The sequence below is a fragment of the Bradyrhizobium sp. CCBAU 65884 genome (genome assembly GCF_028128835.1).
Taxonomy (GTDB): domain Bacteria; phylum Pseudomonadota; class Alphaproteobacteria; order Rhizobiales; family Xanthobacteraceae; genus Bradyrhizobium; species Bradyrhizobium ottawaense.
Map to the genome: position 1 here is coordinate 156,987 of NZ_LBJU01000127.1, position 23,869 is coordinate 180,855.

At 58.9% G+C, this 23,869-nt stretch carries 17 protein-coding genes and 1 tRNA gene; 15 read left to right on the forward strand and 3 right to left on the reverse strand.

Features of this window, described 5'->3' with window-relative positions:
* Positions 1-127 precede the first annotated feature (127 nt).
* The 9 genes from XI03_RS28830 to XI03_RS28870 all read left to right on the forward strand — a co-directional run bounded on the left by XI03_RS28830 (position 128) and on the right by XI03_RS28870 (position 11,825).
* On the forward strand, positions 128-901 hold the full coding sequence (locus tag XI03_RS28830; RefSeq protein ID WP_271594025.1) for an ABC transporter ATP-binding protein: 774 nt from the start codon (positions 128-130) through the stop codon (positions 899-901).
* Positions 898-1,620 (forward strand): branched-chain amino acid ABC transporter ATP-binding protein, encoded by a 723-nt coding sequence (locus tag XI03_RS28835; RefSeq protein WP_038949385.1) that lies wholly within the window; start codon positions 898-900, stop codon positions 1,618-1,620. Before XI03_RS28830 ends, XI03_RS28835 begins: the two co-directional genes overlap by 4 nt.
* Positions 1,617-2,627 (forward strand): branched-chain amino acid ABC transporter permease, encoded by a 1,011-nt coding sequence (locus XI03_RS28840; protein ID WP_018319497.1) that lies wholly within the window; start codon positions 1,617-1,619, stop codon positions 2,625-2,627. Before XI03_RS28835 ends, XI03_RS28840 begins: the two co-directional genes overlap by 4 nt.
* Positions 2,624-3,709 carry a branched-chain amino acid ABC transporter permease gene (locus XI03_RS28845; RefSeq protein WP_271594026.1) on the forward strand — a complete coding sequence of 362 codons (1,086 nt, stop codon included), beginning with the start codon at positions 2,624-2,626 and terminating at the stop codon, positions 3,707-3,709. The genes XI03_RS28840 and XI03_RS28845 overlap by 4 nt, the downstream gene beginning before the upstream one ends.
* Positions 3,710-3,883: 174 nt before the next feature.
* On the forward strand, positions 3,884-7,000 hold the full coding sequence (locus XI03_RS28850) for an EAL domain-containing protein (RefSeq protein WP_271594027.1): 3,117 nt from the start codon (positions 3,884-3,886) through the stop codon (positions 6,998-7,000).
* The gene (locus tag XI03_RS28855; protein ID WP_271594028.1) at positions 7,000-8,067 is read left to right on the forward strand and encodes a sensor domain-containing diguanylate cyclase; all 1,068 of its coding nucleotides are present in this window, start codon (positions 7,000-7,002) and stop codon (positions 8,065-8,067) included. The genes XI03_RS28850 and XI03_RS28855 overlap by 1 nt, the downstream gene beginning before the upstream one ends.
* Positions 8,068-8,128: 61 nt before the next feature.
* Positions 8,129-8,205: transfer RNA gene (locus XI03_RS28860), tRNA-Arg, on the forward strand.
* Positions 8,206-8,309: 104 nt separating this feature from the next.
* Positions 8,310-9,341, forward strand: a complete 1,032-nt coding sequence (locus tag XI03_RS28865; protein ID WP_271594029.1) for a tyrosine-type recombinase/integrase — start codon at positions 8,310-8,312, stop codon at positions 9,339-9,341.
* 597 nt (positions 9,342-9,938) lie between these two features.
* Complete coding sequence (locus XI03_RS28870) at positions 9,939-11,825, forward strand: hypothetical protein (RefSeq protein WP_271594030.1); 1,887 nt, start codon at positions 9,939-9,941, stop codon at positions 11,823-11,825.
* Positions 11,826-12,343: 518 nt separating this feature from the next.
* On the opposite strand, the gene XI03_RS28875 is transcribed toward XI03_RS28870, so the two are convergent.
* Positions 12,344-15,952 carry a class I SAM-dependent DNA methyltransferase gene (locus XI03_RS28875; protein ID WP_271594031.1) on the reverse strand — a complete coding sequence of 1,203 codons (3,609 nt, stop codon included), beginning with the start codon at positions 15,950-15,952 and terminating at the stop codon, positions 12,344-12,346.
* A gap of 159 nt (positions 15,953-16,111) precedes the next feature.
* On the opposite strand from XI03_RS28875, the gene XI03_RS28880 reads away from it, so the two are divergent.
* From XI03_RS28880 to XI03_RS28900, 5 genes are all read left to right on the forward strand, one after another.
* Positions 16,112-17,005 carry a DUF7947 five-stranded beta-barrel domain-containing protein gene (locus XI03_RS28880; RefSeq protein WP_271594032.1) on the forward strand — a complete coding sequence of 298 codons (894 nt, stop codon included), beginning with the start codon at positions 16,112-16,114 and terminating at the stop codon, positions 17,003-17,005.
* Between the two features lie 419 nt (positions 17,006-17,424).
* Positions 17,425-17,919, forward strand: coding sequence for a hypothetical protein (locus XI03_RS28885; protein WP_271594033.1), 495 nt, complete (start codon positions 17,425-17,427; stop codon positions 17,917-17,919).
* A 280-nt stretch (positions 17,920-18,199) separates the two neighbouring features.
* The gene (locus XI03_RS28890) at positions 18,200-18,850 is read left to right on the forward strand and encodes a hypothetical protein (RefSeq protein WP_271594034.1); all 651 of its coding nucleotides are present in this window, start codon (positions 18,200-18,202) and stop codon (positions 18,848-18,850) included.
* Positions 18,817-19,830: a beta-ribofuranosylaminobenzene 5'-phosphate synthase family protein gene (locus XI03_RS28895; protein WP_271594035.1), complete on the forward strand. Its 1,014-nt coding sequence runs from the start codon at positions 18,817-18,819 to the stop codon at positions 19,828-19,830. Before XI03_RS28890 ends, XI03_RS28895 begins: the two co-directional genes overlap by 34 nt.
* Positions 19,827-21,428 (forward strand): non-canonical purine NTP pyrophosphatase, encoded by a 1,602-nt coding sequence (locus XI03_RS28900; RefSeq protein WP_271594036.1) that lies wholly within the window; start codon positions 19,827-19,829, stop codon positions 21,426-21,428. Before XI03_RS28895 ends, XI03_RS28900 begins: the two co-directional genes overlap by 4 nt.
* 547 nt (positions 21,429-21,975) lie before the next feature.
* Here XI03_RS28900 and XI03_RS28905 read toward each other — a convergent pair.
* On the reverse strand, positions 21,976-22,185 hold the full coding sequence (locus XI03_RS28905; protein ID WP_271594037.1) for a hypothetical protein: 210 nt from the start codon (positions 22,183-22,185) through the stop codon (positions 21,976-21,978).
* A 94-nt stretch (positions 22,186-22,279) separates the two neighbouring features.
* Entirely contained in the window at positions 22,280-22,723 is a 444-nt protein-coding gene (locus XI03_RS28910) for a TspO/MBR family protein (protein ID WP_271594038.1), read from the reverse strand.
* Positions 22,724-22,766: 43 nt separating this feature from the next.
* Here XI03_RS28910 and dinB point away from each other — a divergent pair, with 43 nt between their 5' ends.
* Positions 22,767-23,867, forward strand: coding sequence for a DNA polymerase IV (gene dinB, locus XI03_RS28915; protein WP_038949392.1), 1,101 nt, complete (start codon positions 22,767-22,769; stop codon positions 23,865-23,867).
* The last annotated feature ends 2 nt before the right edge of the window (positions 23,868-23,869 follow it).

A 23,869-nucleotide genomic window follows, 5' to 3' on the forward strand; every position in this document is an offset into this window, starting at 1 on the left:
AGGGCTCTTTCCTCTTGGGGGTTCTCGCCTGCGGTGACAGCCCTCTCCCCGACCCTCCCCCGCAAGCGGGGGAGGGAGCGCAGCGTGACCTGCGGATCTATCTCGTTCATCATTTGCCAGACGCCCCATGCCCCTCACCCTCGAAACTCGCGAGCTCACCATCCGCTTCGGCGGCCATGTTGCGGTCAACAGCGTGACCTGCACGTTCCGTCCGGGCGAGCTCACCGCGATCGTCGGGCCGAACGGCGCCGGCAAGACCACCTATTTCAATCTGATCTCGGGTCAGCTGCGCGCCTCGAACGGCAGCATCCTGTTCGACGGCACCGACATCACCCAGCACTCCGCGCCGCTGCGAACCCGCGCGGGCCTCGGACGCGCCTTCCAGCTCACCAACCTCTTTCCGAACCTCACCGTGGAAGAGAACGTGCGCCTCGCCGTGCAAGCGGCGAACGGCACCCATTACGACATGCTGCGGCCCTGGATGGTGCGCCGCGACCTGATCGCCCGCGCCGACACCATCCTCGACCAGGTCGCGCTGGGCAGCCGCCGCGGCGTCGCCGCGACCGCGCTGTCGCACGGCGACCAGCGCAAGCTCGAGGTCGCCCTGATGATCGCGCTGGAACCCAAGGTCTTCATGTTCGACGAGCCGACCGCCGGCATGAGCATCGACGAGGTGCCTGTGGTGCTCAACCTGATCGCGCAGCTCAAGCAGGACAGAAGCAAGATCATCCTGCTGGTCGAGCACAAGATGGACGTGGTGCGCTCGCTCGCCGACCGCATCATCGTGCTGCATAACGGGCAACTTGTTGCGGATGGTCCGCCGGCTGAGGTGATTGCCTCGCCGATCGTGCAGGAAGCCTATCTCGGCGTCGCGCCCAAGACTGCAGAGGGTACCGCATGACCGACCTGCTCAAACTCTCCGGCGTCCACACCCATATCGGCCGCTATCACATCCTCCAGGGCATCGACCTCGCGGTCCCGCAGGGGCAGACCACGATGCTGCTCGGGCGCAACGGCGCCGGCAAGACCACGACGCTGCGCACCATCATGGGACTGTGGCAGGCGTCCAGCGGCGAGATCAGCCTCTCCGGCGATCGCATCGAGAGCCGCGCGACGCCGGACATCGCAAGGCTCGGCGTCGGCTACGTGCCGGAGAGCATGGCGGTATTCTCCGATCTCACCGTGAAGGAAAACCTGGTGCTGGCGGCGCGCGACGGCCCGCTCGACGACACCCAGCTCGACTGGATTTTCGGCTTCTTCCCGGCGCTGCGCCGGTTCTGGCTGTCGCGCGCGGGAAGCCTCTCCGGTGGCCAGAAACAGATGCTCTCGATCGCGCGCGCCATCATCGAGCCGCGCAAGCTCTTGCTGATCGACGAGCCGACCAAGGGGCTGGCGCCGGCTATCGTGATGGCGCTGATCGAGTGCCTGAAGGAGATCAAGCGCAAGGGCGCGACGATCCTCCTGGTCGAGCAGAATTTCTTTGCCGCCCGCGAGCTCGGCGACAACGTGCTCGTGATGGACAACGGCACCATCGTCCATCGCGGCGAGATGGCGGCGCTCGCCGCCGACGTGCCGCTGCAGGAGCGGCTGCTCGGCCTGAGCCTGGAGACGCATCAGTGACTGACCTTGCTGCAACCGATCCGCTGCCGAAGCCGAAGCGCGATATCGCGCCGATCCTGCTGCCGGTCGCGCTCGCTCTCGTGACGATCCCCCTGATCGGCTCGCCCAGCACCTGGCTGACGCTCACCGCCGCAAGCCTTGCCATGGGCATGATGATCTTCATCATGGCCTCGGGGCTGACCCTGGTGTTCGGCCTGATGGACGTGCTCAATTTCGGCCACGGCGCGTTCATCGCCGTCGGCGCCTATGTCGCGACCCTTGTGCTGGCGCCGTTCGCAGCCTCCATTCAGGCGGATTCGCTCTGGATGAACCTCGCGGTGCTGGCGCCGGCCGCGCTGCTCTCGATGGCCGTGTCGGGCGCCCTTGGCCTCGTCGTCGAGCGCGTGCTGATCCTGCCGGTCTACGGCCAGCACCTGAAGCAGATCCTGATGACGACCGGCGGCCTGATCGTCGCCGAGCAGACGCTCTATGCCCTCTGGGGGCCACAGATCATCCCGATGCCGCTGCCGGCGTCGCTGCGCGGCTCCTTCATCCTCGGCGACGTCGCGATCGCCAAATACCGCGTGCTGGCGATGCTGATCGGCCTTGCCGTCTTCATCGCGATCCAGCTGGTGCTCAACCGCACCAAGCTCGGGCTCCTGATCCGCGCCGGCGTCGAGAACCGCGAGATGGTGGAAGCGCTCGGCTATCGCATCCGCCGGCTGTTCCTCGGCGTGTTCATGACGGGATCGGCGCTGGCCGGCCTCGGCGGCGTGATGTGGGCGCTCTATCGCGAGCAGGTCCATGCCTCCATGAGCGACGACCTCACCGTGCTGATCTTCATCGTCGTCATCATCGGCGGCCTCGGCTCGATCGGTGGCTGCTTCATCGGTGCGATCCTCGTGGCCATGGTCGCCAATTACGGCGGCTTCCTGGTGCCGAAGCTCGCCCTCGTCTCCAACATCCTGCTGATGGTCGCCATTCTGATGTGGCGGCCGCGCGGCCTTTATGCGGTGACCAGCCGATGATGATCCTGTCAGGCGATCCGCCGCGTAGCCGGATCCTCACGCTCGTTCTCGTCGTCATCATCCTGGCGCTGGCGGCGACGCCGTTCCTGTTTCCGGGGGCCAAGGCACTGAACGTCGCAGCCAAAATCTGCGTCTTCGCCGCGCTGGTCGCCTCCTACGACCTCCTGCTTGGCTATACCGGCTCGGTTTCGTTCGCCCACACCATGTTCTACGGCATCGGCAGCTACGCGATCGCCATCGCGCTGTACGGGATGGGCCCGAATTGGGCCGCGGTCGCCACCGGCATCGTGGTCGGACTGCCGCTCGCGGCGCTGCTCGCGCTCGCCATCGGGCTGTTTTCGCTGCGGGTCGCCGCGATCTTCTTTGCCATGATCACGCTGGCGGTCGCCTCCGCCTTCCAGGTGCTGGCTTCGCAGCTGTCCTGGCTGACCGGCGGCGAGGACGGGCGCAGCTTCCAGCTGCCCGAGCTGCTGCGGCCCGGCACGGTGCTGATCCCAAAGAGCCTGGTCGGCTTCGAGATCAACGGCCGGATCCTGACCTTCTACCTGCTATTCGCCATCTCGGCGCTGATGATCCTCGCACTGCTGCGCGTCGTGAACTCGCCGTTCGGGCGCGTGCTGCAGGCGATCCGCGAGAACCGTTTTCGCGCCGAGGCGCTCGGTTTCCGCACGGTGTTCCACCTGACCTATGCCAACTGCATCGCCGCGCTGGTCGCTGCCAGCGCCGGCATCCTGAATGCACTGTGGCTACGCTATGCCGGTCCCGATACTTCGCTCAGCTTCTCGATCATGCTGGACATCCTGCTGATGGTCGTGATCGGCGGCATGGGCACGATCTACGGCGCGATTATCGGCGCCACCATCTTCATCCTCGCCCAGAACTATTTGCAGTCGCTGATGGGCGTCGCCTCCACGGCGGCGTCGGAGGCCGGCCTGCCGCTGCTGCCGGGTCTGCTGCATCCCGACCGCTGGCTGCTGTGGCTCGGCCTGCTGTTCATCGCCAGCGTCTATTTCTTCCCGACCGGCGTGGTCGGACGGCTGCGCAATCCCGCTGGCGACAAGAGCGCAGGCAGCCCGCATTAAGCCGCGATTAATGATGCAGTGCGGCGATTGCTACGCCTGCCGCACAACCCTGACGCGTTTCGCGCTCCGCTGCATACGGACGCGATTGTGCAACTGGATTAATGCTTAGGTAACTGGCTTTCCTAAGGTTTAGGCCATTTGTGCGGTGTATTCGTGTTCCTCCAGGGAGGGGGAATGCGCCAAGTCTTTTCCACGGTGGCAGCCGGAATGTCTCGAGCCGCAAGGAACGGCTGGGAGGCCTTGGCGCGGCGTGGTCCTGTCCTGTGGCTGACCCTGTGCGGCGTGTTGCTGGTCGCGGGCATCTTCGGTGTGACGGCCATGGCCGTCGGCGAATTTCGCGAGCGCACCCTGGCCAACCGCGAACGCGAGCTGGAAAACACGGTCCAACTGATCGCCCGGCACTTTGATCAGCAATTCGAGGATTCCGACGTCGTCGCCGCCGATCTGATCGGGCAGATGAACCTGGCGGAGATCACCTCGCCGGCGATGTTCCGCGAGCGCATGTCCGGCCCCGCGGCGAACCAGATGCTGCGCAGCAAGATCAGTTCGGTGTCCTATCTCGGCGATATCGCCATCTACGATGCCGATGGCGACCTCATCAGCTGGTCGCGGCCCCACCCGCTGCCCAAGATCAACGTTTCGTCACGGGCCTACTTTCAGACCTTCAAGACGAATCCGCAGTCCGAACCGGTGCTGCTGGAATCCGTCCGCAGCTTCATCATCAACAAATGGACCACGATCGTCGCCCGCCGGTTGACCGGCGCGGACGGCACCTTCCTCGGCGCGATGGTCCGCCGGATCGATCCGGACAGCTACCAGCACTATTTCGCGTCTGTCGCGCTGGCCGAGGGGACGGCCATCTCGCTGTTCGATCGCGAAGGCAAGATGCTGGCGCGCTATCCGCATCTCGAAGAGCTGATCGGCAGAAACTTCAAGGACGCGCCGCTGATGCAGAAGGTGCTGGCCAATGGCGGCCAGCAGACGCTCCGCGGCAGGAGTCCGGTCGACGGCGAAGAGCGGCTCGGATCGGCGGCGTCGCTGACGCATTTCCCGCTGGTCATCATCGCCACCAACACCACGGCCGCGGCGCTGGCCGACTGGCGGCAGCAGACAGGCTTCATGGTGACGACCGCCGCGCTTTCGGCTGCCGTGATCGCGCTGATCCTCTATCTGATCATCCGCCTGATCAACCGGCAGAACCGCGAAGCGCAGGAACGGCTGGAAGCGGAGCGGCTGCGGCTCGACACCGCCTTGAACAACATGACGCAGGGGCTGATCCTCTACGACGCGAGCGGCACCATCGTCACCTGCAACCGACGCTACGCCGACATGTTCGGCCTCTCCCACGACGTCATCAAGCCCGGCTGCCACATCCGCGAGGCGATGTATCATCGCAAGGAGCGCGGCGCGTTCGACGGTGACGTCGAGGAATTCTGTGCTGACGTCATGAGGGTCGTCGCCGAAGGCACGGTCTCCGCGCGAATTCATCAACTGGCCAATGGCCGCGCCTTCCAGGTCATCAACACTCCGCTCGCCCAGGGCGGCTGGGTCGCCACGATCGAAGACATCACCGATCGCCGCCACCTGGAACAGGAGCGCGATCGCAACCACACCTTCCTGCGCGAGATCATCGACCATATCCCCTCGCGGATCACCGTGAAAGATGCCCGAACGCGGCGCTACCTCCTGGCCAACCAGGTGGCCGAGCAACAGCTCGGCGAAGCCCCGGAGACGATCGTCGGCAAGAGCGCGTTCGACCTTTACCCGACGGAAGACGCCGAGATCATCACCCGGGATGACGACAAGCTGCTGCAATCGCCGAACGGCCTGTTCCTGGATGAGCACATCTGGAATACCCCGGCCACCGGACGGCGCTATATCACTTCGACCCGGATCGGTATCCGCGACAAGTCCGGCGAGCCGCGCTACATCATCAATGTCGTCGAGGACGTCACCGAGCGACGGCGCGCCCACGAGAAGATCGCGCATATGGCGCATTACGATGCTCTGACCGACCTGCCGAACCGCACGCTGTTCCGCGAGCAGATCGAACGCGAGCTGGCGAAGGTCGGGGATCAGTTCGCGCTGCTCTACATCGATGTCGACGAGTTCAAGGGCATCAACGATTCGCTCGGCCACCACGTCGGCGACGAGCTGTTGAAGGCGATCGCGGGCCGCCTCCGTGGCTGCCTCAAGCACGGCGATCTCATCGCGCGACTCGGAGGCGACGAGTTTGCCGTCATCCAGACCGGGATCCAATCCTCGGCCGAGGTGCTGTCCTTCGTGACCCGGATCTACCAGGCGATCCGGCAGCCCTATCATTGTCTCGGCCATCAGCTCTCCACGGATGCGAGCATCGGCATCGCGCTTGCGCCGCAGGACGGCGCCGATCTCGACCAGCTCATCAAGAACGCCGACCTCGCGATGTACGGCGCCAAGGCCGAGGGACGCCGCACCCACCGCTTCTTCGAGCCGGAGATGGATGCGAGCGCCAGGGCGCGCCTGAGCATGGAGCAGGATCTGCGCCAGGCACTGGTGAACGGCGGCTTCGAGATTCACTATCAGCCGCTGGTCGACCTGCGCACCAACGACGTGTCGGGCTGCGAGGCGCTGCTGCGCTGGCGCCATCCCGATCGCGGCATGGTATCGCCGGCCGAGTTCATTCCCGTCGCCGAGGACACCGGCCTGATCAACGAGCTCGGTGATTGGGTGCTGCGCATGGCCTGCAACGAGGCCGCGACCTGGCCGTCGCATGTGCGCGTTGCGGTCAACGTGTCGCCGGTGCAACTCAAATGCGACACGCTGGCGCTGCGCATCGCGGGCGCGCTCGCCGCCTCCGGGCTGGACCCGCGCCGGCTCGAGCTCGAGATCACCGAGGCCGTGCTGATCCGCGACGACGAAGCTGCGCTCTCGATCCTGCACCAGCTCCGCTCGATCGGCGTGCGCATCGCGCTCGACGATTTCGGCACCGGCTACTCCTCGCTCAGCTATCTCAAGCGCTTCCCGTTCGACAAGATCAAGATCGACCGCTGCTTCGTCGCCGACATCGCGGAGACGAGCGGCGCACCCGTCATCGTGCAGGCGGTGGTGAACATCGCAGCCGCCAGCAGCATGACCACGGTCGCCGAAGGGGTCGAGACCGAGGCGCAGCGCGAGTTGCTGCGCGCGCTCGGCTGCACGCAGATGCAGGGCTACCTGTTCAGCCCGCCGAAGCCGGCCAGCGAGGTGCGGAAACTGTTCGGCCCGGGCGATGGTTTGCCCGGAGCCTTGCCGGTGGCGGCGGTGGCCTGATGGCGAAGCCAGCGAAGACGTCAAGCAAGACGTCGGCCAAGACCGTCGATGTCGCGGATTCCTATGCCGTGCGGCTGATGCAGCATCTGGTGGTGCCGACCTTCGTGATCGACCCCAAGCGCCGCGTCGTGATCTGGAACAGGGCCTGCGAGCGGTTGACCGGCCTCGCCGCCTCGGAGGTGATCGGCACCAACAAGCACTGGCAGGCCTTCTACGAGACCAGGCGTCCCTGCCTTGCCGACCTCGTCGCGCTCGACCGCCCCGAGCGGCTACCGGAGTTCTATTCCGAATATGCCGCGCGCGGCCATAACGGGCTCGGCTTTTCCGCGGAAAACTGGTGCACGATGCCGAAGCTTGGCAGCCAGCTCTATCTCGCCATCGACGCCGGTCCGATCCACGACGAAGCCGGCCATCTGATCGCGGTGGTGGAGACGCTGCGCGATCTCACCGACCAGAAGCGCGCCGAGATGGCGCTGAAGGAGCTCGCCACCAAGGACGGGTTGACCGGCCTTTCGAACCGGCGCTCGTTCGACCAGATGCTGATGAGCGAATGGGCCCGCGCCCACCGTACGCAGAAGCCGCTGGCGCTGCTGTTCGTCGACGTCGATCATTTCAAGCTGTTCAACGACCACCACGGCCACCAGACCGGGGACGAATGCCTGCGCGCGGTCGCCTCCGTCGTCAGCCGGCATGCCGTGCGTCCGCTCGATCTCGCCAGCCGCTATGGCGGCGAGGAGTTCGCGCTGATTCTGCCGGACATGGATTGCGATAGCGCCTGCGTCATCGCCGACGAGATCCGCTGCGCCGTCATCGCCTTGCGGATCGCTCACGGCGCCATGGGCGCCGGCGACCACGTCACCCTCAGCGTCGGGGTCGCCAGCCACATCCCCGGCGGCGCCGATGGCGGGCCCGACCGGCTGCTGGGCGCGGCCGACGAGGCGCTCTATGTGGCCAAACGCCTCGGCCGCAACCGCGTCATTTGCGCCGAAAGGGTGCTCGCCGAATTCGCAAGCCTTGGTAGGGAGGCCGCAGCGGTTCCGGTGCCCGTCCAGCGCAAAACCGCTTAAAGCGCAATGTGGCGAGAACCGGTTGCCCGCCCCGCGCCAATCGGCTAAATGAGCGAGCACTGCACCCGTAGCTCAGCTGGATAGAGCGTTGCCCTCCGAAGGCAAAGGTCACACGTTCGAATCGTGTCGGGTGCGCCAGCGTTTCTCTTGATACTCCAACGTTTTAGAGCGTTGGCGGTAGCTCCTCAAAAGCTCCTCAGACCGGCCGGTCACAAGCTGGTCACACGAGAGGAGCTTTTTGCATGGCGAGCCTACGGTTTAGAAACGGCAAGTGGCAGGTCCAAGTCAGACGCCACGGACACACTCCACAAGCCAAGTCCTTCCAATCCAAATCCGATGCACAACGTTGGGCACGGCAGATCGAAGCCGAGCTAGACCGGACGTTGATCCCCAACGATGTACGGTCGCTCAATACAATCACCGTTGCACAGCTCCTTACGCGGTATCGCGACAGCGTCACCAATGAGAAGCGTGGGCTTATTCCTGAGCGTAAGCGGATCGAAGTGTTCCTTCGTCAACGGTGGAGCGCCCTACCATTAGCGAAGGTCGATGCTGCGCTTTTCAGCAAATATCGCGACATGCGCTTGAAACTGGTACAGCCTGGCACAGTGATCCGGGAGTTGGGGCTGTTACGCTCCATCTTCGAGATGGCACGCCGGGAATGGGGCTACACTGCATTGCAGAACCCAATAGCCGGGCTTCGGAAACCCAAGGCACCGGAGGGCCGAGAGCGCAGACTGAAACCCGGCGAGCTACAGGCATTGACCAAGGCTTGTAGTGCAGTCAATGGTTCATGGCTCCTGCATGGCTTTCAGCTTGCTATCGAAACAGGCTTGAGGCGCGGCGAACTACTCGGCATCCGATGGCGAGACGTGAGCCTCGATAGAGCTGTCCTCCACGTACCCTTCACCAAGACGGACAAGGCGCGCACCATCCCGCTCACTGAGCGGGCTGTGGCAATTCTCATGGAACGCAAGGCAGCGTCCGATACGGGTGTTGAGTACGCATTCCCGATCAGTGCCAATGCCTTCCGACTAGCGTGGGAACGCTGCAAGCGCCGTGCAGAGCGAGCCGGTTGCAAGGGAGTACTGGAGCTACGTTTTCATGATCTGAGGCACGAGGCTGTAAGTCGGTTTTTTGAGAAGGGACTAAACACGGCCGAGGTTGCATCCATCAGCGGACACAGGGACTTGCGGACGCTGTTTCGCTACACCCACCTGAGGCCAGAGGACCTCGTTACGAAGCTACGCGAAAGCAAGGCGCTCGCGGCATGAACAACAACCGAGCCCTCGCAATGCCAAAGCACGTCGCACAGTTAATCACACTACCGCTAGAAAGTATGGGTCTACAGCCTTCGGGCGCTCAGGACGATCTCATTAGCTGCCCACTTCAATACGAAGACGGTACAGTTCTTTCTCTCGTCGTGATGTGCATAGCCGAGCGCAGGTGGTTCAGGGAAACGCCAATGCTAGTCATCTTGGCCGTATCTACTGAGGGAAGTCGGACAGCCATTGAGGTGCATTTCAGGGACACCATGAAGCCTCCCAACGGTCCCAGCGATGTAGCTTTCACTGTACGCCTATCAGCGAAGATCCGAGCAATAGCCTGGACAATCGCCGCAACTAGCGGGATGGGAGGATGGCTAAGCCTGCCCGGAAGACCGTCAGCGTAGCGACTTTTCGGCGCCCTCCCTATTAGAGAAACTAAACCTCTAGCCGACCCGAAGAACAACAAGAGCGCGAGCAAGCGCCAACTCGGCTTTCCTCATCAGTTATCAGCTTGGCCCTCTTATAGAACCAAGTGATAAACTAACAGCAACTGGCCTGACCGACCTCAACGTCGGCGGGCCTTTTTCTTTTGGAGAGACCAAAATGGCGCATGTCGATCCAGACATCGCAATAGCAGCAATGACAAGGCTTTGGCGCAATTTCGGCAACGAAGTCAGTAGCCCGCTTGTGCGATCGTGGCGCATAATGTGTGACGCACTCAATGCAGCCGGACAACCCAACTCAGTAGGATGGACTGCGCTGGCGATGCCGACAGGGATTGGAAAAACCCAATTCGCAGCTCTGTACTGCGCGTTGATCCCGAATCCGCAGATTACTCTTAACAACCTGAAATTGGGCAACCTGCACCCCGGCGTATTGTTCGTAACGCGCTTCACTGAAGAGGCCGATCTGTTTGTTGAACAAGTAAATCGGCATGCAGGCCGTAAAGTCGCAGCCGCATATCATAGCGACGCAAGCACGACCTTGGCCGATGCAACACGATTCCCCATTCTTGCGATTACTCATCGTGCATGCGAGCTTTATCAATCAGAAGATACAATAGCCACAGATGAAGGCACTATTTGGGAACATCTTACAGGGTGGCTCCAGTCTCGACGTGCAAAGATCATAATCGACGAAACTCCAAATTTCGCTGCTTGCGTACAGCTAAACTCAAACTGGCTGGCACAGACGCTTGGCGCGCTAAAATACCTCACTGATGCAAACCGAACGCAATACTCTGCACTAGAGGCGTTACTTGCGTCGATCACTCATCCAGAAACTACGAATAGAAGCAGACGGCTTCGTACGGATGAAATTGAGGATATTTATAAGATCGACACGAGACGGATGCGCGAGGCACTCTCTGCGGCAGACAACTATGCCTTGGCTGTAGAGTGCGGCCCGACAAAGACCTGCTTACGAGCGGTCGTGCAGAAGACCCTTTCCGCGATTGAAGCGATCCAATCCAATGGCTGGGCTTGGATCAGCTATCGTAACAAGATCGCGCAGCTAAATTCGGCAACGCTGCATCCTTCACTTCGCAACGGCTCCGGCATCATTCTCGATGCTACCGCAGCAGTATATCCGGGGTACGGTCTTCTTTCCCCACCGGCAAACGTCATCGCGGCTCCGGCCAGTGTACGGAACTACGATAATGTGAAGTTATATGTGGCGCGCGGCCACAAGGCGGGCAAAGGCTATATGGCGGACCACGTTGAAAAGCTGTGGCCTCAGTACAGGGAAGCGATTGAGGCCGCACTACCGAATGGCGAACGTATTCTAGTCTGCCTCCACAAAATCGCCCGTGAGAAGGTTGACGTTACCGCACTGCCTCGGATCAGCCTTGCGCACTACGGCGAAATAGATGGAAGGAACGATTGGGATACACACGAAGCTGTGGCGCTACTCGGCCTACCCTATTTGGATGGAGCCACCCCGGCCAATATCGCTCAGGCACTGCTTGGAGCAAAAACAACGGAATGGCTACAGACCCCAGCAACCCGGCATACCAAAGAGTACGACGATGTATTAGCCACCTTGCATCGCGGCCATATGGCCGCAAGTGCAATCCAAGCTATTCATCGTGTGCGGATGCGTCGCGCCATAGATAGCGCAGGCCGTTGCAAACCTACATCGGTCTTTTTATTACTGCCGAACGGTACGGACGGCGATGCGGTCCTTTCCGCAGTCATGAGCAGCCTGCCTGGCGCTCGAATGATCGGTTGGCAGGTCGAGTTCGCTAAACGGAAGAAGCGCACAGTACCTACTACTGAGGTGTTCCTTGAACTGTTCACGAACGCCCGGCCGGATGTCTACACAAAAGCGCAAGTACGATCAGCCAGCGGCATATCATCTGCGTCACTAGACAGGTTTATCAAGCGGATTCAGTGTCCATCATCGGCCGAGCGCCTAAACCTCAATGCTCTTGGCGTGAGCTATTATCCACAGCGCGGACAAGGAGCGGAAGCATACTTTGTGAAAGCATAGGCATTGGGTACGGCAGTGCCTACAACCTGAGTACAATGACAAGAGCAGAGGCCGCCGCGAGCGGCCTTTCTCGTTTCTATACTGGCCTGCCGTGCAAAGCGGGCCATAGAGCCGAACGGTTCGTGAGCAACCGGCAATGCGTCGCCTGCAACGCCATTAAGGCACGCCAGCGAGAAGCCCTCAGAGGCTTCACAGACCCGTCGTTCAGAATGTATCGCAATACACTAAGACGGACTGGCATGGCTCTCAGGGGCCGCGCGAGCCCCGCCAATGCAGTCGGCTGCGACCATCCCGAATTGCGCGATCACATCGCTGGCCAGTTTCGTACGGGAATGTGCTGGGAGAGGTATCGGCAATGGGAAGTCGATCACATCAGGCCGTTGTCGTCGGCGCGAACAATGAGCGAATTGATCTCGCTATGCCACTTCAGCAATCTTCAACCCTTGTGGCGAAGCGAGAACCTAAGAAAGGGCGGGGCCTAGTGCCCCGTCCTCAAACACGCGTCCGCATCTGTCTATTCATCTCGGTAGGAAGTACCTCTTCTGGCCCTCGTGCTCGCCTGTCCGGGCAAGACCTGTTGCAACAAGGGTATCCAAGACCTCCGCTATGCGGTCACGCCGTCGGCTAGTGTTCCTACCGTCAAGTATACCGGCGATGACATCCGGCGCGGCTGGAGAAGGCGCTTTTGCCAAAAGGTCACGCACCAACCTGATTTGCTCCAGGCCGTCGGTCGGCCATTTGGGACGTTCCAAAACATCTGGCAGTGTGACATCCAGCGTGCCGACGTGCTCTTCGACTGCCACGGGGACTTTGATACCCAGCTTTCCAGACTGGTATTCGGGGCGGAGCCAGCGCACAACGCCCTGCTTCTCTTCCGCCGCTCGCTCGTGATTGAGCAAAGTTAGCCGACTTAGAAGTTCATCCTCGGCCATCGCTTGTTCGGAACTTTTGTGTGGCAAGGGTAGCGTCGCTCCGGGCCTCCCGACCAATGAAGGGATCAGATCTTCCCATCCGTATGCAGCCAAGACGGTCCGATCAATGTCGTCGTGTATTTGTTTCAGTATAGAAATAAGCCCTGCTTGGTGAACGTCGCGCTCAACATCAGTGAGCGGCGGCAACTCGTCATCGTTCTCAAGTTCTCGCAGGCGCTCAAGCACGTTGTACATGTCCGTCATCGTTAGAAAGTCGTGCTCCGCCAGCCGCTCTTTTCGGAAGGTATCAAGCCGCTCACCGAGCGCGCGCAATTGCTCGGCGATAGCCGGATTCAAAGATGGGAACGGGAAGCAATTGAACGTATCTGAGTGCTGGTAAACTGGATCATTACCAACTCCCTGGCGTCCACCGCGCGCGATTGCAAAGGCGATGTGAACCCTTGAGCTCAGTACACTTAGCGCTTCCGGTTGTGACAGCGTTATCGCTACAACTTTAGTGTCAGGCAACACGTTTCCATCTAGGAAGATGAACGCGCGGTGTTTCGCTGTCCGGCAAGTCGCAATGTAACGTCGCTGGCCACGCAACGCCTGCCGCATATCTTCGCAGGTGTCAGCATACAGCCAGAATTTTTCTTTTCGCCGAGGACGCCTATTGCCGTCTCTCTCAGGCTTCACCCTGTCGAGCACGATCTGCGCCAACTGTGGGAACTTGCTGTTTACGTCTTTCCATTCAAGACCGTACAAATCGATGATGAATAGACCTTGATCGCGGCGCAGAAGGTCCCGTCCGATTTTGTAGGGCTTAATTCCAGCCTCTTGTTCTCCCTTGCGGTATCCTAGCTGAAAGGCTTCTTTGGCGTTCAATCGAAAGCCCTCACCAAGGGGTATGACCCCCTGATGAGCGAGGAGAGCGTTAGCCAGCAGTTTTTTGGGTGCGGAGGACGCAGAAGCGATGGTCAAGTTCGCGGAAATTTTTCCCGATGACGTCGCGAGCTCCACCGATCCGTCTGAACTTTCTCGAACAACTCGCTGATAGACGCCGACTGCCTCACCTAGTTCCCCCACGGTGAAGGCCACTCGAACTGCGGCCGAAGTGTCGTCGTCATTCCAGGGATGATCTGGTATTGCAAAAGCAATACGGGAGGCCGGTCGCTCCCGAAGAAATTCGTCGATGACCGTCCTATTGAATGACTGGGCTAGCTTATTCGTCGTCACGAAGCCAAAACGTTGAATGCTTCCTTTCTTTAGCAACTGCGAAGCACGCCACCACCAGTACATTACGAAGTCAACCGACGCGGCGATTTGCGGGTAGGCAGTACGCACCGCTGTGACATAGCCCTCTCCGAGCCGCTGAATCATTCTTTTGTTGCCGATGAATGGCGGATTGCCGACGATCAGGTCAACCTCCGGCCATGGAGCCGGCCGCGCACCAACATACTTGTAGAGTTCGACCTGGGCGTCGGGATCAGGAATCTCTTCGCCCGTTATCGGGTGAAGCTTCTTTGTTACCCCATCCCAACGCGACAACGGGTGTCCATTGGCATCTCGCAGCAACTCCTGCCGGTCGTAAGCAACAACTGCATCCTGCTGCTTGATAGTACCGTAAACGTCTAGCACCGGCTCTTGAATTGCATCCAGACCGCCCGTCTTGAGTTGCCACTTGAGATAACCGATCCAAAGAACCAGATCGGCGATGACGACCGCGCGAGGATTCAACTCAAGACCATAGAACTGATGTGGATCGACAGTGAAGCGTCCACCGGTTCGAGCCAAACGTTGCCCCACGAGGTCCCTACCGGCTACTTCCGGGTAGTCACTGTACCGATCCGGCTGTCCACCAAGAATGCTAATAGCTTCTAGCACCTCGCCTTCCAGCTTCTTCATCAGTTCAAGACTGACATAGAGGAAATTGCCGGTGCCGCACGCCGGATCTAGTACGCGGGTCGTACAAAGCCTGCGGTGGAATTTAAGTACGGTGGCTAAAGCTCCCCGATGATTCCCTTGGTCTCTCAGCTCGGTCACCTGCCCCTGAACCAACTCCCAGTCGGATCGCAGCGGCTCAATGATCGTAGGCACGACAAGACGCTCAACGTAGGTGCGAGGCGTATAGTGCGCCCCTAACTTCGAGCGCTCACGCGGGTCCAGAGCGCGCTCAAGCAGCGTACCAAAGATCGCCGGCTCGACATTCGACCAATCCTTACTAGCAGCAATCCACAGTTCGTTGATGTCCTCCCTGTCTAGTGGAAATGCCGACCTTTTCTTGAACAGCGAGCCGTTGAACTTCTTCAGAGTGACATTGAGGTGCGGAGCATAACCACCTTGGTCCATTACTGCCCAGAGGCTTTCCAGCGCTGCGACGAAGTGCTTGGGCGTGTCTCTCATTTGCCCGAGCAGCTTATGAAACCCCTTCTCGGGTATGAGCTGCGCGTCCTCCGCGAACATGGTGAATAGGCAGCGCATCAAGAACTCTGCCACGTCCTTAGCGTCGTACTTCTCTTCCAACCGCTTTGCTATCTTGGCGAGACGCTCGGCAATGTCCCTCGTGACCTCCGCAGAAATTCGCGTTGGATCGAGTGACCGAGGGTCCCTCCAGATTGCCTGCAAGCGCGCTTGAACGTTCGGATCGCGCAAATCGTCCATACTGATCCTGTAGGATTGCCGGTCAGGGAAGTGCGCGTAATTTTTCCCTTGGCCGGAGAAGTCAGCATAGACTTCGATCACATGACCTACGTCCACGACGAGTAGAAAGGGTGGGTAACCGTGCTCGACAGGCAGGGCGCGAGCATAATCCTCTGCCTGCTTGCGAGCAGCAAGCATCACCTGGTCCCAACCGCGTGTCCCACGCAGAGCGTGTCCTGACTTGAATTGCTGTTCGTCTTCACCAAGAAGCAGCAGTTGGTCAGCCGCGAGCCTGGCTTTTTGGCGCTTCCGAGATTGCTTTGCTTCGAGCACGAAGCAATTCTTCCGATAGCAATCGATAAAGCCGGAAGTGGTGGTCCCATCCGGATGCTTGAAGTCAACGCGACGCTCGAAGACGTAGTCATTTAGGGAGTTCTCCTCCCTTGCGAGATCGGGGCCGGTCAGGCCGAGGGCACCGCACAACCGCTCAATAAAAATCTGATAGTTAGCCCTCTCCGCCCCTCCGGACGCACTCGCGGCAGCGATCAACGCTTCTAGCTTCGTACCGTCAATCACCTGTTGCCCCACACTTGCAAGGTATTCGCAGCCACACACTCATAGCAACAAGTTGCTTCCGCGTCGCAGCGATTCTCAATCGGATTCTAAGCCGATCATCTAAAGGTAGACGAAAGTAGGGGCGGCAACTATCATTCTCTAGGGGGAGGGACACAGGGAATGCAGGGGCCAATCTTCGACGCGATACCCGTAACTTACCGGGGTCTTCTCGCGGATCAGCATCTCGTTGACGCTCAACAGTTCGGCAAGTCGCTTATCGGGGTGACTAAGCTAGCTAACAGCGTTTGTCATGAGATATTTCACGAAGAGATCACCCATGATCCGCGGTCATATCAAATCCGATTTTGCGTGGGGCCCAGTAAGGAGAATGGCCTCGTCCAAGAGATATTCGCCGTCGTCACTTCCGGCCAAATGCCGCTCTATACCCCTATCTTACTGACGGTCGGCAAGAAGCTGACGGAGCTTTTAGTAGGCGCTGTGATTGAGAAGGCGCTTGGTAAAAAGAAAGATACCAGCAACGCTGTCGACAAAATTCACGAACTAGCGATGGCACACAACGACTTTGCCCAACAGGTCCTTCGCGGACAGATGCGAGACAAGGCGGCGCTGATCAAGATCATCAATGAACTTCATCGCGAAAATAGAGCGTCGTTGCGGCAGATACCGGAGCCCGTCGGAAGAACTGTGCGGTCGTTGCAGATCGGCAGCAGTCGCCATTCGTCGGTCATCGACGAACCAGCCGCCGAGGTGCTGCGCTCACCAGAGCTACTTACACTGGGTGAGCCGGTCACTTACGATGTGAAAATCCATGGCGTGTTCAAGACGAACGGCGCTTGCCGGATTGAGATCCTGGACCAAAAGAAAATTGTTTCTGGAAAGATCGCCGACGCTACTCTCGATGCGCCTCACAATGTCTATACGAAGGCGCTCGATGAGGGAGCGGTTCTCCGCGTTGTCGCTCAACCGACGATGAAGGACGGCACGCTGCACCGACTTTTTATTACTGGCGCGAAGATCGCGCCGAAGAAACGCGGCAAGACACAGGGACATTAGCGGCCCCCACGCGTTGCTCGTAACAAGCTTCCGAATTTGGGTGACGGACACGCTAACGACGCAAGAATGGAGCTACGCGGAATGGGACTGTTCGACAAACTTTTCGGTAGTGCCCGTACCACTCAACCATCTTCGGCAAGCCGTGAGCCAATCCCAAGAGGGGGGCGAGCGGAGTTCATTTCTCCAACTGATGGCTCGATAGTGCGCTCGGAGCACACTGCGTGGAAGATTGACACCCAACCTCACCGAAGCGCACCAGCTTCGGCTCCCATCGGCGACCGCAGCGGCCGCCCCAAAACTGGCGCCTGAGGTTGCCAATTTGCTATCTGCGCGTCGATTTGCTTAACGAACCAAATTGATTTGGCTTCTCTCGGGAGTAGAATGACGCTTTTCATGCAGCTTGTTCGAACGGAAGCACAATGGATTTGGCAACCATCAAGGCCGGGCTCGACCTAGCCAAGGCCGTGAAGGAATGGGTACCTAGCAACCGCGACGATCACACGGTTCGTCAACAAATCTGCGATGCTTTGCGCACTTTTTACTTCATGCCGCGCGGCATCGTTTTACTTTTGAAAAAGGTCGATGCAGATGAACGCATTTCAGAAGAAGAACTCTCACAGGCGCTACTAGACTTCAATGATCGCGAGCCAGCCGTCGCGAGAGCCAGCGACCACCTCCTGTTTGAAAGACTCATCAGAGAACGAGGCTTGAGCCTGCGAGCAATCCAAAACCTAGAATTGGTCCGTGCGGGTAAAATCAGTCTCCGCCGGGATATTCAACGGGAGATCAATTATTACGGGAGGGGCAGGACGAAACCTAATAAAGAACGGGTCAGACTTCTCTTAAGCGAAATAGACAGGCTAAACACACTAATCATTGAAGTCGAGGAAGCAGTTCGCGCGCATCAAAGATAAAGATAGAGAGATACGCTGACCGCCCTAGGAGTGACGATTTTCATAGTGGGCATCAGACCTAAGTCTAGATCCCCGCCTCGCAACTTTACGTCGCGTAGTTTATAGATACTCATTGTGATGGCCTCCTAAGGTACTGAGGTCGGCTAACTGAGGGGGCGGGACGGTGCTTAAGGCGGTGGGCCGGAGACTATGGTCGCGTCTCGGAGCCATTTGGATTTTGTCCCATACCGTTATGGTTCTACTGGGAGCGCTCTTTCTCGGGACCTGGTCGCGTTCTTGGATGGGAGCTGGGCTCGCCGAGGGAATAGGCGGTTCATTGATTGCCTCGGGTATAGCCGGCGTGTCGCTATTCCTCTACGTATCGTTCACCGACGCCCTGCGGACGCAACTCGAAACGATTAGTAAGGCTGGGCTTTTTGCTATTTACCCAGGCCGCTCCGTTCAAATTCGAGAGGCCTATCAGCATCGGCTCGATGTTGCCCGAAGGATTGACCTGATCGGCTATGGACTATCTTCCTTCAGGCAAGACTTTTTGGAGCATTTTGTCGATTGGTCACGACGTGCTCAAGTTCGCATCTTGCTAATTGATCCGGATTTTCCCACTCCAGCGCATAGTCTCGTAGATCAGCGTGACCGCGAAGAGCACCATTCTCCAGGCAAAACCAGAGGCGACATTCTCGCATTTGAAGACGCGGTCTCGAAGCTCTCCGGTCTAAGGCGAAGTCAGTTCAAGGTGCACAGGGTCGCCTGCATTCCTGCGATCAACGTGCTTCGCATGGATGATGAGATTTTTTGGGGGCCGTATCTGCTGCACCAACAAAGCCGTAATACTCCAACGCTCTTGGTGTCGCGCGGCGGCTTTCTATTTGATTCTCTTGAGAAACACTTTGAGGCGCTATGGAGTTTAAGCACGCCCTCACCTCTACGATGAAGCACGTTATCGCACGACCACGTGTTCATATCGGCTTAGCCGACATGGGGAACGCATCTCCTCGTTCGTTCGGTGGAGTTGGCTTCTCGCTCGACTGCGAACCGACCATCATTGAATTTGAGAAGTGCCAAACGGTCAAGATTGTCGGAACAGAGGCGCTCGACACAAGGGCTCAACATGAGATTTTCGCGCTTACTGAACGATTGAAGTCTGTTCGGCAGGGCATTGGCTTCAACGCAACGATTCGATCAGTTCCTAAGCAGCACGTTGGCTTGGGAAGCAAGACATCGCTCGCGCTTTCGATCATTGCTGGCGCAAACGCAATCAATGAACTCGGTTTCTCTAGTGATGAAATGCAGCGGCTTAGCGGTCGAGGAGCGGCTTCAGGTGTAGGACTTCATGCGTTCTTTCAGGGTGGCATAGTTTGGGATGTCGGGCATCGTTTTTCCCCAGGGATGCGCCTCTTGCCTTCAAGCACGAAGATCGCGACAGATATTCCGCCGCTGCTGGCGCGATTAGCATTTCCGACAGTGTGGCAAATTGCTCTCCTTTTGCCGGACGAGCCGACGATGTCGGGAGACGATGAGGCCACATTCTTCAGCGAAAATGCGCCAGTGCCAAAGGAGGAGGCGCTCGAAACGATGGCTATACTCTATCACGGAGTGCTCCCATCATTCGCGCTTAGCGATTACAACACTCTCTGCTCGTCACTACGAAGTTTGCATCAAGTAGGCTTCAAAATGCGAGAAGTGCAGAGGTGTAGCGCGCGAACTCAGTCTTGCTTAAGGACGCTTTTTGACCATGGTCTTGCAGCTGGAATGAGCAGCGTTGGCCCTTTGCTGTATATCATCCTGCCCTGTTCGGACCGCGAACGCCTCGGTTGTGTTAGATCAGTTAGTTCGGATTTTGGTGTTCCAATATTAAGCGTGGCGTCCGGCTGGAACGCAGGCTACGAGCTCCGGGCAGGGGCATGGCGATGAGACCTCAATACGGAAACGCCTTGCGATTTGATCGCGTGCTTACGGTCTATTTCTATACGTCGAACGCCGATAAGCTGCTCCAGGCTAAGCTGATGTTCATGCGGCACGGATATGCACTCCGTCACTATAGGGGCCGGCGAGAGCCATACGATGAGGACTATTCACTTGAAACAAGACAGCTGCTCGATCGCGCCATAGAGCAGGTTAACGCGGAGTTCGGTGTACGCTCGATATTTTTCGTTGAGGATACCTCTCTGAGAATCGAAGCTCTGAGCGAGGGCGCGACAGATTATCCCGGGCTAGCGGTTAAAGAGTGGTTCTCCTCAGCATCGTTTGAGGCGCTGGATCGTGAGCTTAGGAAGAAGGGCAATGACAGAAGAGTTGTAGTCAAATCCGACATTGCACTTTATTTGCCAACTCTTTCTCGCAAAGTCTTCTTTCATGGAGAAACGGAAGGGGCGATTGCGACCTCTCCGCCTGCATTTTCGCCCTCAGCTCAGTATCCCTGGCTAACGCCAGATACCTTTAATGGATGGTTCATCCCGCAAGGCGCCACAAAGCGGCTGGGAGAGATGGAGTTCGAAGAATCGTTGACCTTCGATTTTAGGGCGAAGTCGTTGTCTGCTCTCATCTCTCGTCTTGAAGAACTGAACTTGGCGCTGAACATTCCGCCCAACTTCTACATCGTTCGACGGCCCGCTTTGCCTCCTATTGCTGAGCAACAATTATTGTTCAAAGAGCTAATGCAGGAGGACAAGCCTTCTCAGGTGCTGGTCGTCATCGGCAACAAGTGCGCTGGAAAGACTACGCTGAGCGATTACCTCATCGCTAGAGACGACGTCATGGTTTTTGAAGCGAGCTCTGTACTGCGCAGCCTCGCAAGTGAAGCTGATGAGCAGGTCGAAACAGCGGATGACGCATATAGGTTCCTATTCGCTCATGGCTTGGACTGTGTCGCGCATACTATCGCAAAATACATTGAGCGCAGTCCGGCAAGTCTCAATGTGGTAACCGGTCTACGAACAGTTGAGGAGGTCTCGCTACTAGTCGAACGCTTCCCCAGCGCGCGGATCGTCTTCGTTGATGCTGACGTTCGGACCAGATTCGAGCGCCATGTTCGCCGGGCGCGGGACAAGGACGTAAAAACGTTCGTTGACTTTGTGAAGCAAGACGAACAACAGGCCCGCTTTGGCGTGCTGAGGGTTCCTACAGAGATAGCAACCGATGTGGTTCGCAACGATGGTACACTAGAGCTCTATAAGGAGAGGATTGATTCGCTGATCGTGACCATGACTGGTAAGCACAGGGCTCCTACTCAGTCGCGCAATCAGAAGAGCGAACTTTATCGTACATTGAACGCGCTTCGAGCCCTCGGCTCGGCTGCAACGTGCGCTGCAATTTCGGAGAAGGCGGCTGAATTGGGAACTCCTGTTCGCAAGTACAATACGAACCGTGCCCTCAAAGCAGTTCCAGAGTTCGCAGAGAGGGTAAAGCGATCAGAGGAATTGCTAAGGTACAAGTTGACCGCACGCGGAGAAGCGCTTCTTCAGCTATTGGAGAAATTCGATCATTTTCAAGGTCACCGGATAGCACTTTAATTCGCTATCGTCCTGAGCGCCAATTGTTGGTGTTACCCCGGGACCACGGCAAGATTGTTGCATATGGGCTTGAGCGCCATCGAAGCACTTTTCGCATTAGAGATATTATCGCAAAGGAATGCTGCCTTCCAAAAAGTAGCGGGTCGGATTGTCGGTACAGCTGGCTTTGCCGCGAACGGCGGACCAGTATTTGCACAGTTCCGGCCAGACTTCGCGCAAGAGTTCAGATGCCAGATTCGACGAAATTTTTCGTAGACGTATCTAATAGACCATTAGGGCAAAACTCCCCCGTACGGGCCTCCATCAGCTTGTCGCGGTCACAGCACGGTCACAGCAGTCACACCAATTCTGCCTTCCGTGACTTGACCTATGGGAGAGCATGCCCTTAACTCATTGTCGGTGATCGCCTGTCTTTCAAGGACTTTTGAGACCTAGCACCAGAGAGACGCCAAGCCCACCGAACCGGTCGAGTTGCCCTCCGAAGGCAAAGGTCACACGTTCGAATCGTGTCGGGTGCGCCAGTCTTGCGGCCGTTTCAGGCCGACGCTCACGTCAGCACCGCGATAATCGCCTGGATCTGATCGGAAGCCGACGTAACCAATCCGTCATATGACGTCTGGCCGTGTGCGGCGGCGTTCAGGATGCATTCCGCCACGGCCGCTTTCAGACCGAACACCGATTGATGGGCCGGTACGCTCGCCATCACGGTCTCCAGCGCTTGACGCATCGTGTGAATGAGCTCGGAGCTGTATTGCATTGGCTGTCCTCCGTGGGCTCATATTAGGTCGCGTGACCATGCTTGCCACTCACAAGCCTGAGATTGCTCTTTGAACTGGTTGAGGTTGAATGTCTCAATTCAAACGCCAGATGGCCGCATTGAGCACGCCGGCAAACGCGACCCAGGCGGCGTAGGGCACGAACAATGCGGCGGCCAGCCTGTCTCGTGATGCCTCGAGACCGATATAGGTCACGATCGCGACGAACAGGCCGATGAGGATGACGAGCGCGGCGCCGATCTGGTGCATCGTGAACATGACCGGAGACCAGGCGAAGTTCAGCGCGAGTTGCGTCGCCCAGACCAGCATTGCCCGGCCCGACGGCTCACGGCGAAAGGTCCGCCAGCCCGCGATGGCGATCATGATGTAGAGCAGGGTCCAGGCCACCGGAAACGCCCAGTTCGGTGGCACGAAGGCCGGTTTTGCGAGGCCGGCATACCAGTCTCCGGGGAGATTGGTTGCGCCGATCAGCCAGCCGATGCCGACCACGCCCACCACGAACAACAACAACTGAAACATCCATCACCTCGCGCATCGCATCGCGCAATTGTATCATCTTTCCATGAGCGAATCCGACACGGTGACCGGCGAAGCCTCGCCCGTCCGCAAGATCATCCATATCGACATGGATGCGTTCTATGCATCGGTGGAGCAGCGCGATAATCCGGACCTTCGCGGCAAGCCGGTCGCGGTCGGAGGCTCCGCGGAACGCGGCGTCGTCGCGGCCGCCAGCTACGAGGCGCGCCAGTTCGGCGTTCGCTCCGCGATGCCTTCCGTCACTGCGAAGCGGCAGTGTCCCGATCTGATCTTCGTCAGGCCGCGCTTCGAGGTCTACAAGGCGATCTCCAGGCAGATCCGCGACATCTTTGCCGAACACACGCCCATCATCGAACCCTTGTCGCTCGACGAGGCCTATCTCGACGTGACGGAAAACCTGCAAGGCATCCCGCTGGCGCGCGACATCGCGCTGAAGATCCGCGGGAAGATCAAGGCCGAGACTGATCTCAACGCGTCGGCGGGCATCTCTTACAACAAGTTTCTGGCCAAGCTCGCCTCCGATCATCGCAAGCCCAACGGTCAGTTCGTGATCTCGCCGGAGATGGGCCCGGCCTTCGTCGAGACGCTGCCGGTCGGCAGGTTTCACGGCATAGGCCCGGCGACGGCTGCGAAGATGAATGCGCTCGGCCTGTTCACCGGCCTCGACATCCGCAACCAGACGCTGGAGTTCATGAATGCGAATTTCGGCAAGTCGGGCGCCTATTACTACTGGATCTCGCGTGGTGTCGACGATCGTCCGGTCCGGGCCAACCGGATCCGCAAGTCCATCGGCGCGGAGACCACGTTCTCGACCGACCTCGCCGAATATGGCGCGCTGGCGGCCGAGCTCAAGCCTCTCGTCGACAAGGTCTGGCGGCATTGCGAGGCGACCGGCAATCGCGGCCGCACCGTCACGCTGAAGATCAAGTTTGCCGACTTCGAGATCATCACGCGCAGCAGGTCCGTCGCGGCGGCCGTTGCGGGGCGGGACGATCTGGAACGGCTGGCGTGCGGCCTGCTCGAAGTCGAGATGCCGCTACCCAAGCGCGTCAGGCTGCTGGGTGTCTCGCTGTCCGCGCTCCAGACCGGGGACGATGCGGAGCCGCAGCTGACCTTGGGCATTTGAAC